The sequence below is a fragment of the Grimontia sedimenti genome, from assembly GCF_011045095.1.
Lineage (GTDB): Bacteria > Pseudomonadota > Gammaproteobacteria > Enterobacterales > Vibrionaceae > Enterovibrio > Enterovibrio sedimenti.
Genome location: NZ_JAALDL010000009.1, coordinates 113809 through 137752 on the forward strand (window position 1 = coordinate 113809; position 23944 = coordinate 137752).

Sequence of the window (23944 nt, forward strand, 5' to 3'; positions counted from 1 at the left end):
CTCACCTCAGTTATACCTTTTCTGCAACGAGCCCCCTCGCATGAAGAGACAGTTGCTGTGCTAGCTCTAGCATTTCTTTCTCAGGAATCTGTCTGATGATGTCACCGCTACTCATTTCGTAAACAGTCACAACGCTTCTTCCAGAACTCTCATCAAGTCGAAATGACAAGCCTTTGTTAAAGGTAGACACAAACTCATCCAGTCGCTCAACCAGCATTTCGAGCTGTTCTTGCTGCATCTCCCGTGTAGCTTCAAGTTTTTGGACTTGTTCTACCCGGCGTTGAGACAGCTTTTCAACATTCTCTGCCATCTGCCGCTGGTTCGTGATGTTGGGTTGAGTCCCCTCCACAGATTGTTTACTGCTAGCAACTTTCGTGCCTGACTGTGGAGTCACATGAGACAGGGATGACGTAGAAACGGATGATAGGTCCATCGTAGTTCACCTCCTGTTAGCTATTGACGGTGAGGGGCAAGCTCACCGTCATTTTTGGTCTTGCTATTAGCCTAACAGGCTCAGTGCAGCTGACGGTGCTTGCTTCGCTTGTGCAAGTATAGACGTACCAGACTGCTGCAGGATCTGAGATTTAGTGAACTGCGTCGTTTCCTTAGCAAAATCAACGTCTCGGATACGGCTGTTAGAAGCACTCACGTTTTCGTTAACGTTATCCAAGTTAGAGATTGCGTGGCTCAGACGGTTCTGCTTCGCACCCAGTTCTGCACGGTGTGAATCGATGTATTGCATCGCGTTATCCACCAGGCCAACAGCGCGCTGTGCACCACCAACAGTACTTACGTCAACGTCTTGTACAGTTTGGTCAACTTTCGCTGCACCTGCGATACCCAGAGAGGTCGCCAGTGCGCCGGTGAATGCAACATCAGCACCTGAAGCAGATACGATTTGCAGTTCGCCATTTTCAGTCACAGATGCAGATACTTTGCCGTCAGCTTGACCGTTGATGTAGGTTGCCACTTCTTCAACATCGTCGCCTGCTTTAGCAGAAACGTTGATAGTCGCAGTAGTACCGTCAGCATTGGTAATTGCCATAGACAGAGTTGCACCACCAGTCGCGGTCCAAGCCGCCATGTCTGCAGATGCCGCCACAGTCGCTTTATAGGTCGCACCACCCATCATTGCTTCGTCAGCACGGATGTTCTTGAACTCCATGAAGACCGCTTCACCCGCGTCAGCACCGATTTGGAATGCTTTTGTACCGTAAGTACCGTTCAGCAGTTTCGCGCCACCAAACGAAGTGGTTTCCGCGATACGGTTCAGCTCGTCTTGAAGGGCAACGATCTCTTCTTGGATTGCCACACGCTCTTGGTCACCGTTAGCACCGTTAGCAGATTGCAGTGCCAGGTCACGCATACGCTGCAGGATGTTGGTGGATTCTTCCATCGCACCTTCAGCAGTTTGTGACATTGAGATACCGTCGTTTGCGTTACGTACTGCAACATCCAGACCACGGCTTTGTGAAATCAGGCGGTTAGAGATTTGCAGACCTGCTGCGTCATCTTTTGCGCTGTTGATACGGAAGCCCGAAGACAGACGCTCCATCGAATTGTTCAACGCGTCGGTTGAGCTGTTCAGGTAGCGCTGAGCGGTCATTGCAGGCACGTTAGTGTTTACTGTAATAGCCATAACTATTCTCCTTTGGTACTAAGTCCGGCTTCCGCCCAGCAACCCAGGGAAAACCAGTTCTAAATCTCTCACAACCCATGTAACGGCACGTTTGGAAAAACCTTTACACCTTTTTTCCTACTTTTTTTACAAGCCACCTAGGAGGGTGAAAAGCCGTAAAATCATGGTGCTATGAAGGTTTTCGCCTTAGTGGGGAAAAACTTTAGTGATGATTTAAAAAATTTGTCGCCAAAAGCAGATAGAAGGACAGAAAACCCAGTAATAACAAGGCTTAGAGAAAGAAGGGATGATTAGGGGCTTCAGACTGTTTGCTGAAAAAAAGCACAAAAAAAGCGGCAATGGCTTGCCGCTTTTCGGGGTCTACAATCCAGATTACTGGAGCAGGTTGAGCGCCGCCTGTGGCAACTGCTTGGCTTGAGCAAGAATAGAAGTACTTGCCTGTTGCAGGATTTGGCCTTTGGTGAGCTCTGTCGTTTCTTTCGCGAAGTCGGTATCGCGGATGCGGCTGTTAGACGCAGAAACGTTCTCTTGGATGTTAGAAAGGTTACTGATGGTGTGGCTCAAGCGGTTTTGCTTCGCACCCAGGTCAGCACGCTGACTGTCGATGTACTGCATCGCTGAGTCGATAATACCCACGGCCATCTGTGCACCACCCGCATCACTGACGTCGATGTCTTGCGTCGTGGTTGCAGCACCTGCACCGGTCACTAAGCCCAGAGAGGTTGCCAGACCACCACCAAAGGTGACGTTACCAGAGAGCTTCTCTTCCGCGATGAAAATCTGTAGTTGGCCAGCTTCATCAACAGATGCCGTCACCATCTCGTCAGATTGACCATTAATATAGGTCGCGACTTCCTCAATATCGTCGCCAACTTTGGCATCAATGTTCAGGTTGATGGTGTTACCGTCTTTCGTGGTGAAAGCCATAGTCAGTGTCGCGGCAGTACTTGCCACTTCCCAACCTGCTGATTTGCCGTTTGCGGCGATAAATTCGGTACCACCCATACGGAAATCATCAGCACGAATACTGGTCAGCCCCATGATGATGGCCTCACCCGAGTCAGCACCAATTTGGAAAGAAGCTTCACCAAATGAGCCATTCAGAAGACGACGGCCACCAAACGCAGTGGTTTCTGCGATACGGTTGAGTTCGTCCTGAAGCGCTGATACTTCTTCCTGGATCGCGATACGCTCAGACTTACCATTTGCACCGTTAGCCGATTGCAGGGAAAGGTCACGCATACGCTGCAGGATATTTGTGGATTCCTGCATTGCACCTTCTGCAGTTTGGGCAATTGAGATACCGTCGTTAGCGTTGCGCATCGCAACATCTAGGCCACGGGTCTGGGCGATGAGTCGGTTCGAAATCTGCAGACCAGCGGCGTCATCTTTCGCACTGTTGATCCGACTACCAGACGACAAGCGTTCCATCGACGTATTGAGATCGTTTGTCGACTTGTTCAGGTAACGCTGCGCAGTCATCGCAGACACGTTGGTGTTAACTGTTACACCCATTTTGCTCTCCTTTGACTTTCGCGTATTTTGCGAAACAGCCTACCCGCGACAAACTTGTCCGAATGTAGAAGCGGGACCAGCCTTCAGTTCGTTATCAGGAACGGTATCAGTGCAACTGACACCTCATGCCGAATGTTATTCAAATAGCATGCCAATTTTTGGAAAGTCTTGTTTATCATAAACTTAGGAGCAACGAGAGCGGAGTAGATTAACAAAACGGCAAATAATTTGATTTTCTCCTCAAGAAAATCGGCAACTTGCCGCCTCCGGTCATTGCCTCCTCATAACCATAGCACCAGATCTTGTAATTAAGAGGGATGAATCACATTTTGTTCGAATAATTTTTTATTCTCAAAACAGAGACAAAGGAGTTTACCCTTTATACACGTGCGAATTTATCCATAAAGTAAACGTCTTCCGGCACGGTATTTGCTGTCTTTTATTTAGTTTAAAAACTTCAGTTTTTCGCACGAATAACTATATGGATTCCTTATGAACAATCCCTCCCAAACCAATGAAAGTGCTATGACACTGGAACAAGCGTTTGAGCATGGCGTTTCGCTCTATCAGCATCAGAAAAAAAGCGAAGCCAGAGAGGTGTTCGAACACATTCTTTCTCATGCGCCTGATGCCCTGCCTGTCCTGCAGGTACTGGCGGTCATGGACAATGAAGAAGGCGCCTGGCAGAACGCTTTGAAAAAGCTCGACCATGCTCTAACTATTGACCCCGGCAATGCCTCTCTCCTTTTCGATAAGGCAACCTTGCTGACAGAAAACGGCATGAACAAAGAAGCCCTTGAAATCGTTGAAGCCTTGCTCGGTGTGGCACCTGATCATCAGGAACTATTGGCTATGCGGCAACAACTTACCGCGGCAATCGGCAATCTGGGCGAAAGTCGCCGCACGGCAAAACAAATACATCAGGCGTCAGCACAAAAAAATGCCGCCATGGATGCCGAAGTTCAGGAGACACTGGCGCTGGCTGACCAAATGGTGGCAAGCGGCAATCTGGATCAAGCTAAACAGCTCTTTAATGCCGTGATCAGTGTGGCGGGAGACAACCCAGCGGCATTGCTTGGTTTGGCAAAGCTTTATATGGGCGAGGAAAACTTTGGCCTTGCACGCCAAAACCTGCTTCGTGCGTTTGATATCGAGACGCCAGAAAAAGAAGTCGTGGTTCTGCTTAGCCACAGCGCCATCAAGATTGAAGACTACAAAGCAGCGCGTGACCATGCCCGCTTCGGCCTCAACACCTGGCCGGCAGAGCCACTCTTTTGCCGCTTGATTGTGCTGAGTTACGAAAAAGAAGAAAACTGGCTGGAAGCCTACCGACAGGCGAAAACTTTCATCAAGCCATACCCGACTGACGTGGATTTGCTGAACAGGCTGGCAACAGCAAGCTTCCAATTGCTGCGCACTCGCCATAATTTCACGCCAGCGGCAATTTTGGAATGTCAGCAACACATCCAACAGGCGGCAAGCGTGGCAAACGAAGAAAACAAGCTGCGTCTTTCCACTTATCTTGCGGAAGTACTCTGGTACAAAGGTGAAGCCAAAACCTCAAAAGCCCTGCTTGAAGATTACATTGCCCAATACCCTGACGACGTAGAAGCGGGTTTCAATATCAGTTTTGTTTACCGTACCCTCGGCGAATGGGAAAACTACTACCGCGCCAATGAACTCGGCCTGACTTGCCATCGTCGCCTCCAATACAGTGGCAACATGCCTCAGTGGAACCTTGAACGCCCGAAAGATGACGTTGTTCTGGTGATGCCAGAGCAAGGCGTGGGGGATGAAATCCTTTATTTCCATAATCTTGCTTTGGTTTTGGAAAACACCCAAAAAGTTTATGTTGCCTGTGACCCTCGCTTGGAATCTGTGCTCAACCGCGCGTATCCAGAGGCAATCATGGTGCCGATCAAACGTATTGAAGGCGAAAGCATTCATATTCCAGAGGAAGTGATGAACGACATTACCTCTTGGGTGGCGGGCGGCAGTCTGGCTGGCATCTGCTTTGAAAAACATGGCCGTCACGTTTACCAGTCTGGTTACGTGAATTTGCCGGAAGACACCAAAACGCGCTGGCAATCGACATTAGCAGAGATTCGTTCAGTTAACGCAGACAAGAAACTGATTGGTATTTGTTGGCGAAGTGGCCTTGCCGCCGCAACCCGTAACATCCATTACCTGATTGCAGAAGAAGTCGCGCATTTGGTGAAGCAATTCCCGGATGCGGTATTTATCAATCTTCAATACGGGGATTGCAGCAAAGAACTCAACAAGATTGAAAAGCTTTCCGGCGTACGCATTATGCAGCTTGAAGGTCTGGATCTGCGCGATGACTTTGAAGGCACAGCTGCCGTCATCAAAGGGTTGGATGCTGTGATCACTGCGGGTACCGCGGTGCATCGTCTGACCACTGCCGTTGGCACACCTTGCCATGTATTCTTTGCCGGCACGGAAGAGTCTGATTTCAACCAGCCTGAACCTTTGTATTGCGACAGCGAGTTTGGTTACTTCTACCCACCTATGCTGGAAAACAAATATCCGCTGCTGGAATCCATTGTACGCCACATTCAAGCAAACTGATTCACAGCCAAAACAAAAAGGCCGCATTATAGTGATGCGGCCTTTTTGTGAATTCACTGAACAAATTCTTTCGGCGTGCACCCTTCCCAGCGCCGGAAAGCTCGGTGAAAAGCTCTGGGCTCCGAAAATGCCAACCAATAGCTGATTTCCTTAATACTCAGCCTGCCCTGCTTTAAGTAAGCCACAGCCAAATCATGCCTAGTCGTATCCATAATATCCTGAAAGGTTTCCCCTTCGGCTTTGAGCTTTCTGTATAGCGATTGCGCGCTGACCCCGAGACTGTCTGCAATCTCTTCTGCACTCGCTTTTTGGTGATGAAGGCTGTCCACAATCCGCTTTTTCACTTCATTGGTAAAGGAACCCGAAGCGGCAATCTCTTGCATCAATTGCCTAGCATGTTCCGATAAAACGCCATGAATATATTCATTACTGCCACTTAACGGCATGTTGAGGAATCTTGTGTCGAAGACCAGTTGATTAAATGCTTTGTTGCCCAACACTTCACACCCCAGTAATTGGCTGGCTGCGGTTTGTTCTGCCTCAGATAAATGGCGGGTCAATTCGATATGCGCATTCTGGACCGCATCCGGCGGCAAATTCTGACCAGAGAAGGCCACGAAGCCGCCCAGCATCCTGTCGGTATGTTTCTCCAGTTCCCACGCCTCGTTTTCATTCAGTATCCGCAGGTAGGCAATATCCTCCTCTTCCACTAATACGATCCGCTGAGCTTGGTTGAGCAGCGGTGACATTTCGCTGAGTTGCTGCAGAGAATGACGCAACGTCGGGCTATGTTTGACGGCCTGGCCTAATGCACTTGCACCTTTGAAATCCGGATCAATGCCAACCCTAAATCCAAGGAGCGGATCGTTTCTCTGAGCCAAAGCCAGTTTCCAGAACGCGTTATAGGTATTAAGCCCGCATCTCTCATCTGGCGAGCTTTTTAAGTCTTTCGGCAGTTTTAGCTGTGTTTTAATCGCTTCGGTATCCCATCCCAAATCTGACAGGATCCTGTCGAGCCCCAGCAAAAAGCCCATGACCAACGTTGGTGAAGTGTCCATTTCCATCCCTTGATGACCAGAGTCCCTATTTGATGTCTACGGTCTCTGTGACTGTCATGGCTCCGATACTAACATTTGAAAAAAATGCAAAGGGAACGAGGGAAGAAAAATGCGTGAAGAAACAAATGGCCGCCGTAAGTTTTTAAAAGGATTGATGGGTGTCGGTGTTGTGGTCGCTGGCGGTACCGTCTATCGTGCGGTTGATAACGGCGTATTCAGCGTCGGTAAAGGTGAGCCATTTACACCTTGGACCGACTGGCAATCGGCGTCAAAAAGCGGTGAACTCGCCATCATTAACGCAGCCGTGCTTGCCGCGAACCCCCACAATACCCAGCCTTGGATTTTTGAATTGCGCGACAACGCGATTTGGCTCTACGCAGACACAGCGCGCCATTTGGGCACCATGGATGTTTATGGCCGTGAACTTTGCATAGGTTTGGGATGCGCCGTGGAGAATATGGTTCAAGCCGCTCCCGCATTCGGGTTTGAAGCGACAGTATTGCTTGGCGACACAGACCTGACCAAACAAACCTGGAGCGGCGTGCCTATGCATGTCGCGACGATAACCCTCACACCGACAGGAAAGCAGGAGCAAAGCGAGCTTTACCAAGCCATTGGTCACCGACATACCGATCGGGGAGAATACCAACGCGACACGCCGATCGATGCTTCTTCAGTGTCTGCATTAACGGCAATAGCCAACGAGAGCTTCCCTGATGTCAGCCTTTCCCTGCTGACGACGAAAGCAAAACGTGACGCCTTTACCCAACAAACGGTCAATGCCACCCGCTTTATTGCCGCCGATCACCAGATGTCATCTGACAGTTTCCGGTGGTTCAGACTGAGCCATAAAGAGATGCAAGCGCACCGCGATGGCGTTTACATTGATACTGCAGGGTTGCCTCCTGCCATGAGAGCCATCAGTAAAATCATGCCGACCTTATCTGAAGAGTCATCGAATCAATATTGGATTGAAGGTACGCAACGCACCATGGAATCTACACCAATGCATGGCTTGATCACGCTGAATAATCTCTACAGCTCAAAGCAGAACATTGAAGCTGGCAGATTGTGGCAACGCATTCATCTTTGGGCGACGACACAAGGTATTTCGATGCAGCCGGTTAACCAAACCTGTGAAGTGATAGACAGACAAAAGCAGCTAGAACAGCCACAGACTTTTGCCGACGATCTGCGCGCGTTATCCGGCAAACCTCAATCTGCCACTTTTGCTTTCCGGGCTGGCTACCCAACCCTGACTGCGATCCCAAGCCCTCGTCGCGCCCTGAAAGACGTGGTCGCCAGCACATAAATAAGGCCTGTTGAGCTTTGGTATCAAAAAGAAAAAGGTCAGCATGTGCTGACCTTTTGATTGTGTGGTGACTTTTATGCTTCCGCGACCAACTGCGATGGGCATGATGGGCGTCGGGTCTCTCTTGCCGATAGCAGCAACAAACCAAAAGCCACAGCGCCTGCCAGCAACATCGCCAGAATCACAGTGTGATAGTTGTAGAGCTCGGCAACAAAACCAACCGTCACGCTGGATGCCAAACTTGCAATCATGATGGCGTTATTGAACAAGGTTGTCGCCACACCCATCTGGTTTGGCATCTTGTTCTGAATCACCACCATCCCGAGGCTTGCACTGATACCCACCGCCAAGCCATTCAGCATTTGCAGCGCATACATTTGCCAAAGTTCACCCGCGTTAAACAGCAAGGCATAAAAGAAGCAAGCCGCTGCCGCACTGAGCACCATCAGGCGTTGAGGCGCAATTTTAGCCGCCCACAAGCCCGCCAGCACCATCACGGGAATTTCGACAAAGGCAGCCAAACCGAGTAACTGACCCGCCACTGATCCTGCCATATCCAGTTCCTTTGTCACATACAAAGGGATCGACATGACATACATGTTGTTGGCCAAAAACAACATGAACACCGCGCCCAGGTACAACGGTGCTCCCGGGATTTTGCGCCATGACAGGCGCACTTCTGCTTCTCCTTGGGTATCCGCTTCTTTGATTTTGGTTGACGGGAACATACGCCAAACAATCAATACCGAAATAACCATGGTGACAGCAGCAAACAGGAATGCGCCGTTAAAACCGAAAGCATCGTACAGGACGAAAGCCAGTGGCGGGCCAATAACCCAAGACAAGGACATCATGGCGCGCATCAGCGATACAAACAGCGTGCTGTTATCGCCAAGATTCTTGTCCGCAAACTCGCGGCCAAGAGCAAAAGTCTGTGGTAAAGCGGCGGCCGAAAAGCTCGAGATGAAGATCATCACGGCCAACGCCAGATAGAAATCGCGGATCATCATGAACAGCGCCATCACAACGATAAACGCGCCTTGCGCCAGCAAAATGATTTGGCGGCGTTCCCAACCCACATCTGACAACTTCGCAATACGCTGCGAAACCATCACTCCGCTAAAAATTGAGATGGCGAGAAACACGCCCATTTGCAACGGCGTAGCGTCCAATCCATCGACAACAAAAATCCCTAAAAGTGGATAGAAAAAGCCACCGCCGAGACCAGCAAACAAGCTGACCAGCAGGTAACAAAGCGCGGCTTTATTGGTCAAAAAACTAACGTAGTTTTTCATGTTTTTCTCTCACAAAAAAAATTGTGTGGACTTTGTTTAGGTTTATTTGTGATGCAGTTTAGGGACAAATATGCATCTCGTGTGATAGCTATCGAGCAACCGCTGATACTATTCATTCAATTTCTTCCAACCCACTGACAATCCGGGTAAAACTACAACTGCACCAACCTTTATCAAGCGAGAGAACTTCATGCGGCCAACCATTGAACGTGTTCATAAAGCCGTCAGCCCAAGCTGGCACTTTGCGGATTACCATTGCATCGAGCCTAAGATTGGCGTGCAGTGCGGCTGGCATTACCACGATGAAATCGAGCTGGTGCTGTACTACGACCCTCATCATGTGGCACCCGGTAAAATCATCATTGATGATTACGTCGGCGAAGCGGCACATGGTTATGCCTATCTCACTGGTCCCGGTTTACCGCATATGCTGACCCGAGTGGCTTCGACGGCCACGCCGGAACGTCCCAGCAGCTCACATGTGCTCTGGCTTGATCAGTCTTGGATTCAATCCCTGGTGGTCACGGTGCCGGCATTGTCTGCCGTCAGTGACATGTTGGTACGCGCAAACAAAGGGCTGATGTTATCCAAAGCGACGTTCGATGCTTTGTACCCTTTGATGAATGGCGCGTCGCAGCTGAAACCTGCCGCACAGTTTGTGCGGGTGGTGGAAATCCTTATGCTGCTGTGTGAAGACAAATCAGCGCAAACACTGACTTCTCGCCCTTTCTGCTTTTACGTGGCGAAAGATACGCCAATTCTCGACAAGCTGGAAAAAGCGCAGCAGTTTATCGCCGACAATTACAATGCGCAAATATCTGTTCAAGATATATGCAGCCACCTCCACATGAGCGAAAGCTCTGTGTACCGGATGTTTGAAAAGCATTTTGATGACAGCTTCTCAGATCACCTTAAAAATTATCGACTTGGTAAAGCCTGCGAGATACTGGTGCGCTCTAACATCCCAGTGTCAGTTGTGGCGGAGCGGGTGGGATTTTCTAACCTGTCGAACTTCAACCGGCAATTCAAAACAGCAAAAGGGATGACCCCGACCGAATTCAGGAAATTGTTTGGATAAGAGTTGAGAAAGTATTCAGGCACTGCCACCGAGGCGAAATATTCTCGATTCACAGCACCTGTCAGCCATTTCAATGGGATTAGTGTACTCGCGTTAAATGTAGTTGAAGAGCGAGAGATCTTTGGTCTTGGCAAACGCCTGCTGAGAAGCCTGCAATGCCAACATGTTTTCATTCATGTCGATCACCGCTGTCGAGTAATCCAAATCTTCCATGGTGCCAAGCGAACGGTTAAGTACCAACTTGAAGTCTTTGTGCATGCCTTCCTGTCTGTCCAGCGTCGTCAGACGGGTACCGACTTCAGAGCGCGCTTTGTTGAGATGCTTGAACGCAGCAGAAAACTGTTCGGTGACCTGATGCAACTCGGCCGTCGCTGACGCATTGAAGATACTTTCGTGTGATAGCTCGATGCCTTTCTTGAACGCATCAAACACGTTAAACGTATCCTGACGCTCCAGCACAATCTTGTCACCATCCAGCATTTCGCCTTCAAAACTCAGGCTGAGTGTTCCCCACTGCACGCCGTTTTGCGGATCGTAGACACCGGCACTGACCACGCTGCCATTTTGGGTCAGCTCATAAGTGGTTTGGCCGCCACTATCCACGCTAAAGCTCACCGCATAGTCAGAGTTATCAGCATTGTTAGTGTTCTTCGCTTGCGCTAACAACAGCAAGGAACCGCTGTTCAGATCGTATTCTGGTTGATAGTCACCGAACGGGTTTTTGATTTCCATAAACACCTGATCGCCAGGATCGCTGGTTTGCACTTCAACAGCCGGAGCGACTTGCGCGGTGCGGTGATAACTGTCGCCGGCATAACGCACATTCAGCGCACTGTCGCGATAGAAAGGTTGCTTACTGGACTGGGTACCAGAGAACAGGAAGTTGCCTGATTCATCTTTCGCGTTGACCAGATTCATGAAGTTGTCGAACAGACCTTTAAGATCCTGGCGGTGAGCCGTGCGGTCATCATCAGACAAGGAACCGTTGATCATTTCCATCGTCTTACGTTTCGCGCTATCGACCAACTTTTCGGCATCATCCACCGCGATTTCCGCACGGGTTTGGCGGTTGCGGGCAAGGGTGATCGAATCGATGTATTGATCGAGCTGTTTATCCTGCTGGCGGAAGTTCTGGATATAAATCGAGGAAACTGGATCGTCCCCCGCTGTCAGCACACGCTTACCCGTGGCAAGCTGGTCTTGGTTATCCTGCAACTTCACCTGCTGACGCATCAGGTCATTCGAGACTGACTGGTAGTTGTGAAAACTGGCAATACGGCTAATCATCACTCAGATCCTTATCGGGTTGCATTCAGCAGGGTTTCAAAGGTTTCATTCGCGGCGGTCATGATTCGGGAAGACGCCATGTAGGCTTGCTGGAATTTCATCATGTTTGCTGCTTCTTCATCGAGGTTAACCCCAGAGATCTCTGCCACACGCCCTGCCGCTGCATCATGTTCAACGCGGCTGACATCTTCAAGACGGGCAAAGGAGGCTTTCTGTACACCTAAATCCGTGTTCAGGCCTTCATAAACGTCAATCAGACTGGAACGGCCACCATCCATCAGCTTCTGGGTTTGCAGCTGCTGCATCCGGATAAGGTTACCGTTCTCACCGTCGGCAGGAAGCAAACTCACTGCAAAAATATCTTCTGCTGCCGCGCCCGGTGTCAGCTCAAACGTGGTGCCATTGACAGTCACCGGAGATGCTGGCGGATAGGCTTGCGGTGCAAGGAGAATATTGCCTTTCATGTCCAGCACGGCGAACTGAGATGCATCAGGAGAAATCGCCACCTGAAACTCTTGTTGCGCGCCTTGTTGAAGCACTTTCAGATTACCCTGACCAGTGATAACAGAGGTGGAGCTGATATAACTCTGGGCGGCAATTTTTGCCGGGTCTTCCATGGTGACGGCAATCTGGCCGGCACCTTGACGCACTGGGCGGAGAATGACGCGTTCGCCCGCAGCCAGACCTACATCAACCTGAATGCGCAAACCATCATATTCAATCGACGGTGGCGAACCGGAAGGCGTAACAGCAACCATGTTCTTTTCCGGATCGACCAAAGTGTATTGGCTACCATCAAACTTCAAGTGGTAATCGCCAATTTTCAGTTGCGCCAAATCGTCGATATAGACTTTCAGTTCGGCAGTGGAATCCGACGCTTTCACCACGCGATCACGGGCGAAATCTTCGCTGTTGAAGTCCACATAAATGTTTTCACCAACCTGACCAGCAAGATCAAAACCCTGCGATTGCAGCTCGTTGATCGACATGGCAAAACCTGCGGCTAAGCGGCCAAGTTCATCACGGGCCTGTGCCAGCGTGTTATCACGGTATTCGAACATCGCCCCCAGCTTGCCGCGAATGTCGCCATTGTCGATGGGTTTGAGTGCTTTACCTTCCACCAGTGCCAAACGGCGTTTCTGGTAGTCCGGTGTGCCAGGTACCGTTTGCAGTTCACTGGCATGCAAGCCGGAAACCAATGTATGACCGCTACCGATAATGACGTTATACAAGCCATCATCACGCTGGTTCACACTGACTTGGGTAAATTCAGAGAGCTCATTGATAAGCTGCTGATGACGGTCGAGCAAATCGTTATCCACCGCCTGCGATTTAAGGATCGCTTTGTGGATATCCACAATCTCGGCCCCAATGTCATTCATGCGTTTCAGTGTGGCGTCGATTTGGACGGTGGTATCCGCTTCCTGGTTTTGCAGAACATTGTTGATGTCGTTGAGACCAGCAGCAACCAGGCGGGATTTTTCCAGCACCACTTTACGGGCACCCATGTCACTTGGGCTGTCTGCCAACCCTTTTACCGCACCATAAAACTCGTTCATGTTCTCTGGAATTTTCTTCGCAGAGTGAGACATCATGTCATCCAACATGGTGAGTTGACTGTTACGGGTTTGGGCGTGAGCCAATGCAGAGGTGGTGATATTCAATTCGTTAACGGCAAACTTGTCGTAGTTGCGGCGAACGGCTGCCGCGTGCACGCCGTGGCCCCATTGGTTTGCCGACCAATAGGCGGAGTCATTGGCACGCTGCTCAACGGACTGACGGCTGTAGCCATCAGTATTCACGTTCGAGATGTTGTGACCCGTTGTGTTCAGCTGCCGCTGTGCTGTCAGAACGCCCTGAGAACCGAGCGTCAGCAGATCAAACCCCATTCTGCCCCCGTATGCGGAAACGCATAACCTATGAAATTGTCTATTGAGCAGAACAATTCAAGAATCGTGCCACAGAGTTCAATGTCTGAAATTCAATAAGATGGATGATATTTTCAACAACTTGGCGTCGACTTGTGCCGCCAAGGGCAAGGGATTGCCGCCAAGTTGTCTCGCCAGACGGCCTGAAGATGCTCGCTGAATCCGGCACCTTCCGGTTGTTTGGGTATATCAGCTGTTAAGCCAGCTCCAAAGGCCGAGCGAAAAGTTGGGCAAAAGATCGATACCCAGGAATGACTTCAGTAAATAGAGAGAAGTGATCACAACCGAGAACAGTATGAAGCTACTCAATAGCAAAACCAGTACACGTCCAGCATTGGCTGCCTTCTCTTCAGCACGGGTAAGTTCACGGCGGTTACGTCCAAAGAGGAACACCAGGTAGTAGTTCCACCCAAACCCACCAATAACGGTTCTGAAGTCGATGGCATGACGAGCCTTCGCACGGGTGCCAAACATAAGTTTAAGCTGGAGTAATTGCGCATCGGTGAAGGATTCCGCAACATCCTTCGGAGTTCTCTCCAGAAATGAGCGGATAAACGGATCGCGCTGAATAGAGCCGCTAGAATGCTCTGAGATGGTTTTTTGTCCCTGTTCGGGTTCTCTTTCCTGCTTGGGTAGCTGCTCTGCCATTTGCCTTCACCTTTCGCTGCGACAGAGCGGAAAACAACAAACCGCCCTTGCGGATTATTGTTCCATCATGCCTTTAACACGGTTAAACACACTGATCACTTTGTCGGAGTACTTAGGATCCGTTGCATAGCCCGCTTGATGCAGACCACGGATAAACTGTTCAGGCTCTGCGGTCTGTTGTAGGGCGGTGGCATAACGCGGATTCCGGTTCAGAAAACTCACGTAATCATTGAAACTGTCTTCATATGAAGAATAGGCACGAAATGAAGCCATTTCCTGCACTGGGATATCATCGTGGAACTCCAGCGTCTGAGTCGCCACTTTATTGCCGTCCCAACGTGGGTCCGCTTTGATGTTGAAAAGGTTGTGGCTGGAACCACGCGCATTGGCGATCACCTTCTTACCCCAACCTGTTTCCAGCGCGGCCTGTGCAATCAAAATCGCAGGATCTGTGCCTAACGTGCGCGCAGCCTTTTTCGCGTAAGGTGTCAGGCGGCTAACGAACTCATCCGGTGTTTCGAACGGCTTACTGCTTTCCACTTTTGGCGCTGCGTTTTGCTGTGCCAGCATATGCGGAGTTGGAATAACCGTATCGTCAGAAAGTGGCTGCAGCGCTTGCTCTGCTGCGTCCTCTTCCGTCATGTTTGGCGCGAGTGGCAGCGTTGGCTGCAGGCGAATGCGATCGCTCGCGCTGTTGTCACCCACATCCATCGGTTCGCTGTTTTGTAATCCTTTGAATTGCTGAACAATCAGATCGGCCAGCCCCAACGAACCTTCGCGGGAAAGCGCGCTAGAAAGCTGTTCGTCTGCCATTTGTTCATAGAATTTGGACGTGCGGTTATCAATCAAATCTGACTCGAAGGCTTCGTTGGCACTTCGCATCGATTTGAAGAGCATTTGGGTAAACAATGCTTCAAACTGCTCTGCCGCTGCGTGCAAGGCATCGTCCGATTGCTCGCCGTTCGCCGCCTTCTGACGAAGAATGTCCAATCGGCTGAGGTCGTGAATAAATCCGGTATCTAATGGTGCTTTCATGGCTTAAATCACTATCAGTTGACCGTCGATAGCGCCCGCTTGCTTGAGCGCCTGCAAGATTGCCATCAAGTCCGAGGGTGCCGCGCCAACGCCATTCACGGCGCGGACCAAATCATCCAGCGTGACACCGGGTTTGAAGTGGAACATGCGGCCATCTTCTTCCGTCACTTCCACACCGGAATCCGGCACGACCACGGTTTCACCGCCAGAGAAGGCACCTGGCTGGCTGACCTGCAGATTTTCGTTAATGGTGACTGTCATGCCGCCGTGTGTGATTGCCGCTGGACGAAGACGTACGTTTTGCCCCACCACGATGGTGCCTGTGCGGCTGTTCACGATGATTTTTGCCGCAGCATCGGCCGGAACAAACTCCAGATTTTCTACCGTAGAAAGGAAGGCAACACGTTGGGACAGATCACGGGGTGCACGGACACGCACTGAGGTAGCATCCATTGCTGATGCGGTATTTGGCCCAAGGAAACTGTTAATGGAGTCTGCCATACGCTGTGCGGTGGTGAAGTCAGATTCGAACAGGTTGAAGGTAATGTGGTCGCCACGGCCAAACGGTGAGGGTACTTCCTGCTCGACTGTCGCGCCGTTGGTGATGCGGCCAACAGTTGGCGTGTTACCGACAATGGATGAACCGTCTGCACCTTCCGCACTGAAGCCACCCACAATCAGGTTGCCTTGTGCCACGGCGTAGACTTTACCATCCAGACCTTTCATGAAGGTTTGTACCAGCGTACCGCCGCGCAAGCTCTTTGCAGAGCCGATAGACGACACTGTGATGTCAATTTTCTGGCCTTGCTTTGAAAATGGCGGCAACTCAGCACTGACGGCAACGGCTGCCACATTCTTGGTTTTCGGTTTGGTGCCCGGCGGCAATTGGATGCCGAAGTTTTTCAGCATGGCATTAAAGCTTTGATCGGTAAACGGTGTGCTCTCACCTGTTCCGGCAAGACCTACCACTAATCCGTATCCCACCAATTGGTTGCTACGTACACCCGCCACTTCCGACACATCTTTAATGCGGGCAGCTTGTGCCGCTGGGGCAACCAATAGGGCAATTAAAAACAGCTTTAGCCAACTCTTCACGTCAATTCTCCGGCATCTTTTCTATGCGTTATAGAACGACATTAAAGAATCGTGCCAAGAATCCCTGATCCTGCGTATCCTGACGATCGCCAGTGCCTGAATACTGGATGCGGGCATTGGAAATACGCGTCGAGGCGATGGTGTTCTCTGACGTGATGTCGTCTGGGCGAATCGTACCGCTCAAACGGATATATTCATCGCCAGTGTTCAGCGTCAGCCATTTTTCACCACGGATCAGCAAGTTACCGTTCGACATCACATCAATCACTTCAACGGAAATCGAACCGGAAATGCTGTTGCTCTGATCTGCACTGGTCGAGCCGCTGGTAGAGTTATCATGCGCGGCGGCATATGACAGGTTGCGGTCGCCAATCGTCACTTCCTGACCACCTAACGACAGTGGGTCCATGCTCAGGTCGCTCGATTTTGCCGCGTCGCTGCTGGCGCTCTTTTTCGCCTGCGTTTTCTCTTCCAACATCACAGTCACGATATCGCCAATGCTGCGCGGTTTGGTGTCATCGTAAAGATCTTGCGCGCTCACTGCACTGAACAGCGAGCCTGTTGCCGTCGCATAGTGTTCCGGCTGACGGGGCGGATGAAGTGGTGTCCAGTTTGGATCACCGGCTACCGGATCTTCGCGTTCACGAAGCAGGCCAATCAGCCCTTCACTACCCGGTTCGGTATTACCTTCAACCGCGTCAGTTTCGGTTGTGCCCTGCACGACTTCGCTTTGATTTTCCGCCAAAAAGGCTTCTGGATTCATCATTTCACAGCCGGAAACCGTCGCCAGCATAAATCCTGTGATCAGTAACTTTTTCATCCGCCTTTTACTCCTTTATAGCTGCTGGTTGACGTAGCTCAGCATCTGGTCGACAGACGAAATCACTTTGGAGTTCATTTCATAAACCCGCTGCGCTTCGATCATGTTGACCAATTCTTCGGTGACGTTAACGTTGGAGGTTTCCAGCATTGATTGTCTGACACTGCCAAGGCCATCAAGACCCGGTACACCCTCTTGTGGGTCGCCACTCGCGCCCGTTGGCAGGTAGAGGTTTTGTCCGATAGGCTCAAGACCGCCTGGGTTGATGAAGTCAACTGTCGTGATCTGTCCAATAACGGCATTGGCCTGCTGTCCACGCAATCTCGCAGAGACTTCGCCATCAGTACCGATAGTCACCTGAATGGCATCCGGCGGTACGACAATTTCTGGCTCCAGTGGATAGCCCGCACCAGAGGTCACAATCACGCCTTCGTCATTCAGCGTGAATTGACCGTTGCGCTGGTAACCGATGTTGCCGTCTGGCAGCAAAATCTGGAAGAAGCCGTCACCTTCGATCATCAGGTCGAGGGCGTTGTTGGTAGTTTGGGCATTACCATTGGTGTGAACGCGCTGCGTTGCCACCACTTTCGAACCGGCACCCAACATCAAGCCGCTTGGCAGTTCAGTGTTCTGTGAAGACTGACCGCCAGGCTGGTTGATGTTTTGATAAAACAGATCTTCAAAAACCGCGCGGGACTTTTTAAAGCCCACTGTCGAGGCGTTCGCCAAGTTATTCGAAATGGTCGAAATGTTGGTCTGTTGTGCGTCTAGGCCGGTTTTACTCACCCACAGTGCTGGATGCATACTGAATTCCTCTCAATTAACCCATGCGCAGCAGAGAGTTAGATGCTTGATCCATTTCCTCTGCGGTTTTCATTAGTTTGACTTGCATTTCAAAGTGACGCTGAAGGTCAATCAGTCCCGTCATCTCATTGATCGGGTTGACGTTACTGCCTTCCAGTGCGCCGGTCAGAAGTGACACTCCTGCGTCAGCTTCATACACGGTGCCGGGATTAATCGGCTTGAATACACCGTTTTTGTCTTTAAAAAGCTCATCGTTATTCGGGCGGACAAGTTTGATGCGGTCGACTTCTTCCATCGCTTCCGGTGGCGCGCCTTGTGGCAACACAGACACTGTACCGTCAGTCCCGATTTCAATTTTCGAAACCGGTAAAGGAAGGAAGATTGGCGCGCCGCGCTCTCCCAGGATCATATGGCCGTGACCATTTTGCAGCATTCCCGTTTGGTCAACTTTTAGGTTACCGACTCGGGTGTAGCCCTCTTGACCTGTGCCATCCAAAACCGCCAGCCAACCGTCACCTTTAATGGCAACGTCAAGTTCACGACCTGTGGTGATGGTTGAACCTTGTGCAAAGCTGTACCCAGGACGCTCTGTCATGTTGAACACACGGGTCGGTAAGCCTTCTCCGTATGCTTGCATAGCACGAGCCTGTTCCAGGTCTGCGCGAAAGCCAGTGGTACTGGCGTTTGCCAGGTTGTTGGCACGCAGCTGTAAAGCCTGCATATCTTGTTTGGCGCCACTCATGGCGAGAAATAGTGCGCGATCCATTAAGACGTTCTCCTGTCGCTTATGCATTAAAGAAAGCAAGAAGAGTGCCAAAATGTAATATTGTCGAATTACAACAAGTTAGTGCAAGAAGTGAGCAGATTGAGGAGAGAGATAAGAATAATTCTGGGAAAAGAATTGCCGCCCGGTCGCCGAGCGGCAAAAGAACACATCTAGCGATTAACGAATCTGGAGAATCGTCTGTTGCATCTGGTTACCCACTTCCAGCGAGCGTGAGTTCGCCTGGAAGTTGCGCTGTGCGGTAATCAAGTCCACCAGCTCTTGAGTCATGTCGATGTTTGACTGCTCGATAGTACCGCTTTTCACTTTACCGAACGCGCCTTGCATCGCCTCACCCCACACGGCTTCACCAGATTGCTGGGTCACTTTCCACTGGGTATTACCCGCTTGAGAAAGACCTTGCTGGTTAGATACACGAACCATCGCCACTCGGCCCAGCGCAACGTTTTCGCCGTTACTGTAGGTCGCCATGATGGTACCTTTCGGATCGATATCCACTTTCGCCAGGTAACCCGTGGTTGCACCGTCTTCGGTGAACTTACGCATTTCAAACGGTGATGCGTACTGCGTTGGCTCTTCAAAGTTGATTGTCAGCGCCTGCGAACCGTCAGCACCGTTCATTTCAAGGCCGGCACCGTTAGGGCCAAACTCAACTGTCTGGATTGGTGCGCCGCCATTAACCGAATCTACAGAGCCATCACTATTGAACTGAACAGAATGGCCCACCTGTCCGGTTGCACTGGTAAATTCACCAGCTGTCAGGCTAAGCGGCTTCTCACCGGTGGCATCTGTCGCTGTGTAGTAAACGGCCCACTTGTTCGGTGTCACGTTATCTTTGACGTAGTAAGTGGTCAGTTTGTATGGCTGGCCCAGTGAGTCAAAGATCGTGGCTGATGTCGATTTGTTGTATGTGTCTGGGTCTTCAGGATTGAATAGCGCTGGATCTTTCTCTGCGCCACCTGCTGGCAGGTTCAAACCAATATCGACATTTTCAGATGCACGTGGCTGACCAAATTGATCTGGTACGTTCAGCGCTTTCGGCTCAAAAGAACCTACTTGCAATGTTTCATTATCAACGTTGTAGCCCAGCAGGAACTGACCCTCTGAGTTAACAATGTTGTTGTTTTTATCAAGGTGGAAAGCACCGTTACGGGTCAACACGTTGTTTTGCGTTGCCAGGTTGTCGTTAGCAACCGCGAAGTAACCGTTACCACTGATACGAAGATCCAGTGGGTTATTGGTGTAGATACTGGAACCTTCATGGAACTGCTGCGCAACAATCGAGGTTTGCACACCGCTACCTGTGGTGGTCTTTGCGTTCGAGAAGATTGACGCAGAATAAACGTCACCAAACTCAGCACGCGACTCTTTAAAACCAAAAGTGTTGGCGTTCGCAATGTTATTACTGGTGGTGTTCATGTCTTTTTGAGCTGCCGCCAGGCCACTCAGTGCGATATTTAAAGCCATTGCTGGAACTCCTCTGTCCTTTTAGCTCTTGCTCACGTTGCCAAGGCTGGATGATTTACCTACTTCAAGCACTTCGGTGAGTTTGACCGGAGATGCGTAACCGGCGATGTTCAACATCACGTTACCGTCGCCATTCCCCAATAGAACACTGTTGACGTTCGCGTAGGTGGAAAGCTCAAGATCCTGAGACTTACCATCAATGTTGCCGCTTACGTTGACTTTGTAATTACCTTCCGGCAGTGGGTTGCCGGCATCGTCTTTGCCGTCCCACTCAACACGGTGATCCCCTGGAGACTTGGCACCCATGCTGAAGGTTCTCAGCAACTCGCCACGCTCGTTCTGGATTCGGACAATCACATCGTTCAGGGCCTGTGGCAGTTTCACCATGCCGGCAATGCCACCTTCCGCTGATTTGAAGCCTTCGTTACCTGGAACCAACACATCCTGCCCGACCAGAGAGGAAGCTTGCAGCGCTTGACTGGACGTCATAGCGGCGTTCAAGGAACCGAATTGGTCGTTCATTTTGCCGATGCCGTCTACGGTCGCGAATGATGCCATCTGTGCAATCATCTGCTCGTTATCAACAGGTTTGAACGGGTCCTGGTTTGCCAACTGCTTGGTCAGCAGTGACAAGAAATCTTCTTGCTTAAGGTCGGTCTGGCCAGTGACTTTCTCGCCAGTATCACCACGCTCAGCACGTTGCTTTTCTTGCAGCGCTTTGAGCTGATCGATGTAGCTACCGCCACCTGCTCCGCTTGCGCCGTCAATAGGATTCATAGTGCCGTACTCCTACCTTATTTGCCCATTTGCAGTGTGCGCATCAGCATTTGTTTGCTCGCTTCTGCCACTTCTACGTTGGTTTGATAAGAACGGGATGCTGAAATCATGTTAGCCATCTCTTCCATCACGTTGACATTGGGCTTGTAAATATAGCCTTCCGCATTGGCCATGGGATGCTCAGGGTTATACTCTGCGCGCAGTGGCTTTTGGCTTTCAACAATGCCTGCAACACGAACCGGTACGCTGTCGCCTTGCTGGTATTTGTTTAGCTCTGCTGCAAAAACAGGGTGACGAGCTTTGTACGTCTCCGCCGCTGAACTGCTAACAGAGTTAGCATTTGCCAAGTTACTCGAAGTGGTGTTGAGTCGAACGGATTCTGCACTCATAGCAGAACCTGTGACATTGAATACGTTAAACAGACTCATACATTATTGCCCCTTCAGTGCCTTGGACATGTTTTTGAACTTGGACCCAAGGAAATCCAATGACGCTTGATACTCAAGGGCATTTTGCATGAACAGGTTACGTTCTACCTGCGCATCAACGGTGTTGCCGTCGCCGGTATCAGGCTGATTTGGAATGCGGTACATTTTCTGGCCGTTGACCTGAGAGGTGGCAGGGATATGCCGCTCGTTGGTACGACTCAGGCCAAATTTTGCCCCAGAGGTTGCCGCTTGCAGCGCACGTTCGAAGTCAACATCCTGCGCTTTGTAGCCCGGCGTATTGGCATTTGCCAGGTTGCTCGACAGGGTTTCTGCCCTTTGAGCACGCACACCCACAGTGTGTTGATGAACACCCAGCGCTTTGTCGAATGATATCGCCATACGGCACCTCCAAAAATCTTCTACCGGATATTTTGCAAGTAAGATGCCAACTTTGAAATCTCATTCACCAAAGGTGTTAGCATCTATAAAATCATGGACTTAGTGTTATCCGGCTATTTGTTAAGCGGCAACGCGCTTTTCAATAGATACAAAAAAAGCGGCAACTTCCGTGCCGCTTTTCCGAGACGTAGGCAACACCTACTTTAATTTATAGATGATACCGGGGTTACAACGGATCATATCAAACCTGTCTGTCAGTCCAGTCAGGGATTCTGATGCCCCCAGCAGCAGATAACCGCCAGGGTTCAGGCTGCCCGCCATCTGGTTCAATACTTTGGATTTCATGTCAGGTGAGAAGTAAATCAACACGTTACGACAAAAAATAATGTCAAACTTGCCCAGCATACCATAGCTTTCCATCAAGTTTTGTGGCTTGAAGGTCACCATGCGTTTGAGTGTCTCTTTCACCTTCATTCGCCCTTCGCCGGCATCTTCAAAGAACTGGCGTTTGCGTTCCGGTGACAGGCCTCGGCTCAATGCCAGGTTGTCGTAAATACCAGTGCGGCAATTTTCGAGCATGGTGGAAGAAATATCTGTCGCTGTGATGGCTACATTTCCCAACATACCCGGCTTCTTTTGCTGCACTTCCTGAATGGTCATGGCAATCGAATACGGTTCTTGTCCGGATGAACTTGCCGCTGACCAAATTTTGATTGGCCTTTTGCTCTCTGCCACTTCTGGCAAGAGACGGTTGGCGAGCACTTCAAACGGGTAGGAATCCCTGAACCACAAGGTTTCGTTTGTGGTCATGGCATCAATGGCTGAGACAGCCAGATCGCGGTTACGGTTTGTAAGAACAAGCTGAAACAGTTCAGTCATTGAAGCAAGCTTGTATCGCGTCAGCAAAGGGCTGAGTCGACTTCTGACAAGATATTGCTTGCTGTCACCTAGAACAATTCCACATTTGCTTTCGAGGTACTTACAAAAATCACGATACTCTTGTTCTGTTATCGCTATATTCGTCATGGATTAGTTTTCTTGACCTTTACCATTCACCGCGTTCATTACGGCTTCGCCGAGTTCATCTGGGTCAAACTTCGGAATGAATGCATCTGCACCAACTCGCTGGACCATCGCTTCGTTGAAAACACCGCTGAGCGACGAGTGCAATACTACATGAAGATCTTTGAGGTTAGGATCTTTTTTGATTTCAGTCGTTAAGGTGTAACCATCCATCTCTGGCATTTCGATATCAGAGATGACAAGTGCGAGATCATTGATGGTGCCTTCCGCCGCCATGCCCTGCAATTTATCCAGAGCATCTCGTCCATCATGCGCCAAAACAACGTTATAGCCAATGGTTTCTACCGCACGCTTCACCTGACGGCGAGCCACACTTGAATCGTCAGCTACCAATACGGTAGTAGGAGCTGTTCCGCCTTCCTCAAACACAGGTTTGTTCGCCAGCACTTCTTCACTGATGTCTTCGTTCACTGGCGAGATCTGATTCAGAATTTTTTCTACGTCAAGAATCTCAACCAGCTCACCTTCGATTTCAGTCACCGCGGTCAGATAGTTAGAACTGCCAGTACCTTCTGGTGGTGGCAAAATCGACTCCCAGTGCATATTCACAATACGCTCTACTGAACCCACCAAGAATCCCTGCGTTGAACGGTTGAACTCTGAAATGATGATAAAGCGGTTTTCTGGGTCTGTGATCGGCATGCCGCCTGTTGCCAGACTCATGTCGATGACTGAAATGGTTTGTCCGCGGATGTGCGCCACACCTTTAACCAGCGGATGTAAGTTTGGCATGGAAGTCAGCTTCGGGCACTGGAGTACTTCCTTTACTTTAAAAACGTTGATGCCGTAACGCTGCTTACGCATCAAACGAAAGGTCAACAGCTCTAAGCGGTTTTGTCCGACCAGTTGCGTACGCTGATTGACCGTATCAAGAATCCCCGACATAAGATAAACTCCATATTG

General features: G+C 50.3%; 22 protein-coding genes. 3 read left to right on the plus strand and 19 right to left on the minus strand.

Annotation, left to right across the window (positions count from 1 at the left end; genetic code table 11):
* Positions 1-10 precede the first annotated feature (10 nt).
* From G5S52_RS13085 to G5S52_RS13095, 3 genes are all read right to left on the minus strand, one after another.
* Entirely contained in the window at positions 11-310 is a 300-nt protein-coding gene (locus G5S52_RS13085) for a flagellar protein FlaG (protein WP_002537883.1), read from the minus strand.
* A 189-nt stretch (positions 311-499) separates the two neighbouring features.
* Positions 500-1639 carry a flagellin gene (locus G5S52_RS13090; RefSeq protein ID WP_165014151.1) on the minus strand — a complete coding sequence of 380 codons (1140 nt, stop codon included), beginning with the start codon at positions 1637-1639 and terminating at the stop codon, positions 500-502.
* A 372-nt stretch (positions 1640-2011) separates the two neighbouring features.
* Positions 2012-3154: a flagellin gene (locus G5S52_RS13095; RefSeq protein ID WP_165014153.1), complete on the minus strand. Its 1143-nt coding sequence runs from the start codon at positions 3152-3154 to the stop codon at positions 2012-2014.
* A 492-nt stretch (positions 3155-3646) separates the two neighbouring features.
* Here G5S52_RS13095 and G5S52_RS13100 point away from each other — a divergent pair, with 492 nt between their 5' ends.
* On the plus strand, positions 3647-5743 hold the full coding sequence (locus G5S52_RS13100; RefSeq protein WP_165014155.1) for a tetratricopeptide repeat protein: 2097 nt from the start codon (positions 3647-3649) through the stop codon (positions 5741-5743).
* Positions 5744-5796: 53 nt separating this feature from the next.
* On the opposite strand, the gene G5S52_RS13105 is transcribed toward G5S52_RS13100, so the two are convergent.
* Positions 5797-6801, minus strand: a complete 1005-nt coding sequence (locus tag G5S52_RS13105) for a helix-turn-helix domain-containing protein (protein ID WP_165014157.1) — start codon at positions 6799-6801, stop codon at positions 5797-5799.
* 109 nt (positions 6802-6910) lie between these two features.
* Between G5S52_RS13105 and G5S52_RS13110 the strand changes: the two genes are divergently transcribed.
* On the plus strand, positions 6911-8113 hold the full coding sequence (locus G5S52_RS13110; RefSeq protein WP_165014159.1) for an Acg family FMN-binding oxidoreductase: 1203 nt from the start codon (positions 6911-6913) through the stop codon (positions 8111-8113).
* A 74-nt stretch (positions 8114-8187) separates the two neighbouring features.
* Here the strand turns inward: G5S52_RS13110 and G5S52_RS13115 are convergent, their stop codons facing one another.
* On the minus strand, positions 8188-9408 hold the full coding sequence (locus G5S52_RS13115) for a sugar efflux transporter (RefSeq protein ID WP_165014161.1): 1221 nt from the start codon (positions 9406-9408) through the stop codon (positions 8188-8190).
* A 190-nt stretch (positions 9409-9598) separates the two neighbouring features.
* On the opposite strand from G5S52_RS13115, the gene G5S52_RS13120 reads away from it, so the two are divergent.
* Positions 9599-10486, plus strand: coding sequence for an AraC family transcriptional regulator (locus G5S52_RS13120; RefSeq protein ID WP_165014163.1), 888 nt, complete (start codon positions 9599-9601; stop codon positions 10484-10486).
* A gap of 93 nt (positions 10487-10579) precedes the next feature.
* Here G5S52_RS13120 and flgL read toward each other — a convergent pair whose 3' ends face one another.
* The 14 genes from flgL to G5S52_RS13190 form a co-directional block, all read right to left on the minus strand.
* A complete protein-coding gene (flgL, locus tag G5S52_RS13125) occupies positions 10580-11773 on the minus strand; it encodes a flagellar hook-associated protein FlgL (protein ID WP_165014165.1) in 1194 nt (397 codons plus the stop codon).
* Positions 11774-11784: 11 nt separating this feature from the next.
* A complete protein-coding gene (flgK, locus tag G5S52_RS13130; protein WP_002537896.1) occupies positions 11785-13662 on the minus strand; it encodes a flagellar hook-associated protein FlgK in 1878 nt (625 codons plus the stop codon).
* Positions 13663-13890: 228 nt separating this feature from the next.
* Positions 13891-14349, minus strand: a complete 459-nt coding sequence (locus tag G5S52_RS13135) for a hypothetical protein (RefSeq protein ID WP_205743893.1) — start codon at positions 14347-14349, stop codon at positions 13891-13893.
* A 54-nt stretch (positions 14350-14403) separates the two neighbouring features.
* Entirely contained in the window at positions 14404-15384 is a 981-nt protein-coding gene (gene flgJ, locus G5S52_RS13140; protein WP_165014167.1) for a flagellar assembly peptidoglycan hydrolase FlgJ, read from the minus strand.
* A gap of 3 nt (positions 15385-15387) precedes the next feature.
* On the minus strand, positions 15388-16479 hold the full coding sequence (locus G5S52_RS13145; RefSeq protein ID WP_002537900.1) for a flagellar basal body P-ring protein FlgI: 1092 nt from the start codon (positions 16477-16479) through the stop codon (positions 15388-15390).
* Between the two features lie 28 nt (positions 16480-16507).
* Positions 16508-17299 (minus strand): flagellar basal body L-ring protein FlgH, encoded by a 792-nt coding sequence (flgH, locus tag G5S52_RS13150; protein WP_165014169.1) that lies wholly within the window; start codon positions 17297-17299, stop codon positions 16508-16510.
* 15 nt (positions 17300-17314) lie between these two features.
* Positions 17315-18103: a flagellar basal-body rod protein FlgG gene (flgG, locus tag G5S52_RS13155; RefSeq protein ID WP_002537902.1), complete on the minus strand. Its 789-nt coding sequence runs from the start codon at positions 18101-18103 to the stop codon at positions 17315-17317.
* A gap of 16 nt (positions 18104-18119) precedes the next feature.
* Positions 18120-18869, minus strand: coding sequence for a flagellar basal-body rod protein FlgF (flgF, locus tag G5S52_RS13160; RefSeq protein ID WP_165014171.1), 750 nt, complete (start codon positions 18867-18869; stop codon positions 18120-18122).
* A 177-nt stretch (positions 18870-19046) separates the two neighbouring features.
* Positions 19047-20354 carry a flagellar hook protein FlgE gene (flgE, locus tag G5S52_RS13165; RefSeq protein ID WP_165014173.1) on the minus strand — a complete coding sequence of 436 codons (1308 nt, stop codon included), beginning with the start codon at positions 20352-20354 and terminating at the stop codon, positions 19047-19049.
* Between the two features lie 21 nt (positions 20355-20375).
* Positions 20376-21131, minus strand: coding sequence for a flagellar hook assembly protein FlgD (gene flgD / locus G5S52_RS13170; protein WP_165014175.1), 756 nt, complete (start codon positions 21129-21131; stop codon positions 20376-20378).
* Between the two features lie 17 nt (positions 21132-21148).
* Positions 21149-21559, minus strand: a complete 411-nt coding sequence (gene flgC, locus G5S52_RS13175; protein ID WP_002537908.1) for a flagellar basal body rod protein FlgC — start codon at positions 21557-21559, stop codon at positions 21149-21151.
* A gap of 3 nt (positions 21560-21562) precedes the next feature.
* Entirely contained in the window at positions 21563-21958 is a 396-nt protein-coding gene (flgB, locus tag G5S52_RS13180; RefSeq protein ID WP_165014177.1) for a flagellar basal body rod protein FlgB, read from the minus strand.
* Between the two features lie 198 nt (positions 21959-22156).
* On the minus strand, positions 22157-22984 hold the full coding sequence (locus G5S52_RS13185) for a CheR family methyltransferase (protein ID WP_165014179.1): 828 nt from the start codon (positions 22982-22984) through the stop codon (positions 22157-22159).
* Positions 22985-22987: 3 nt separating this feature from the next.
* Positions 22988-23926 (minus strand): chemotaxis protein CheV, encoded by a 939-nt coding sequence (locus G5S52_RS13190; protein WP_165014181.1) that lies wholly within the window; start codon positions 23924-23926, stop codon positions 22988-22990.
* Positions 23927-23944: the final 18 nt, after the last annotated feature.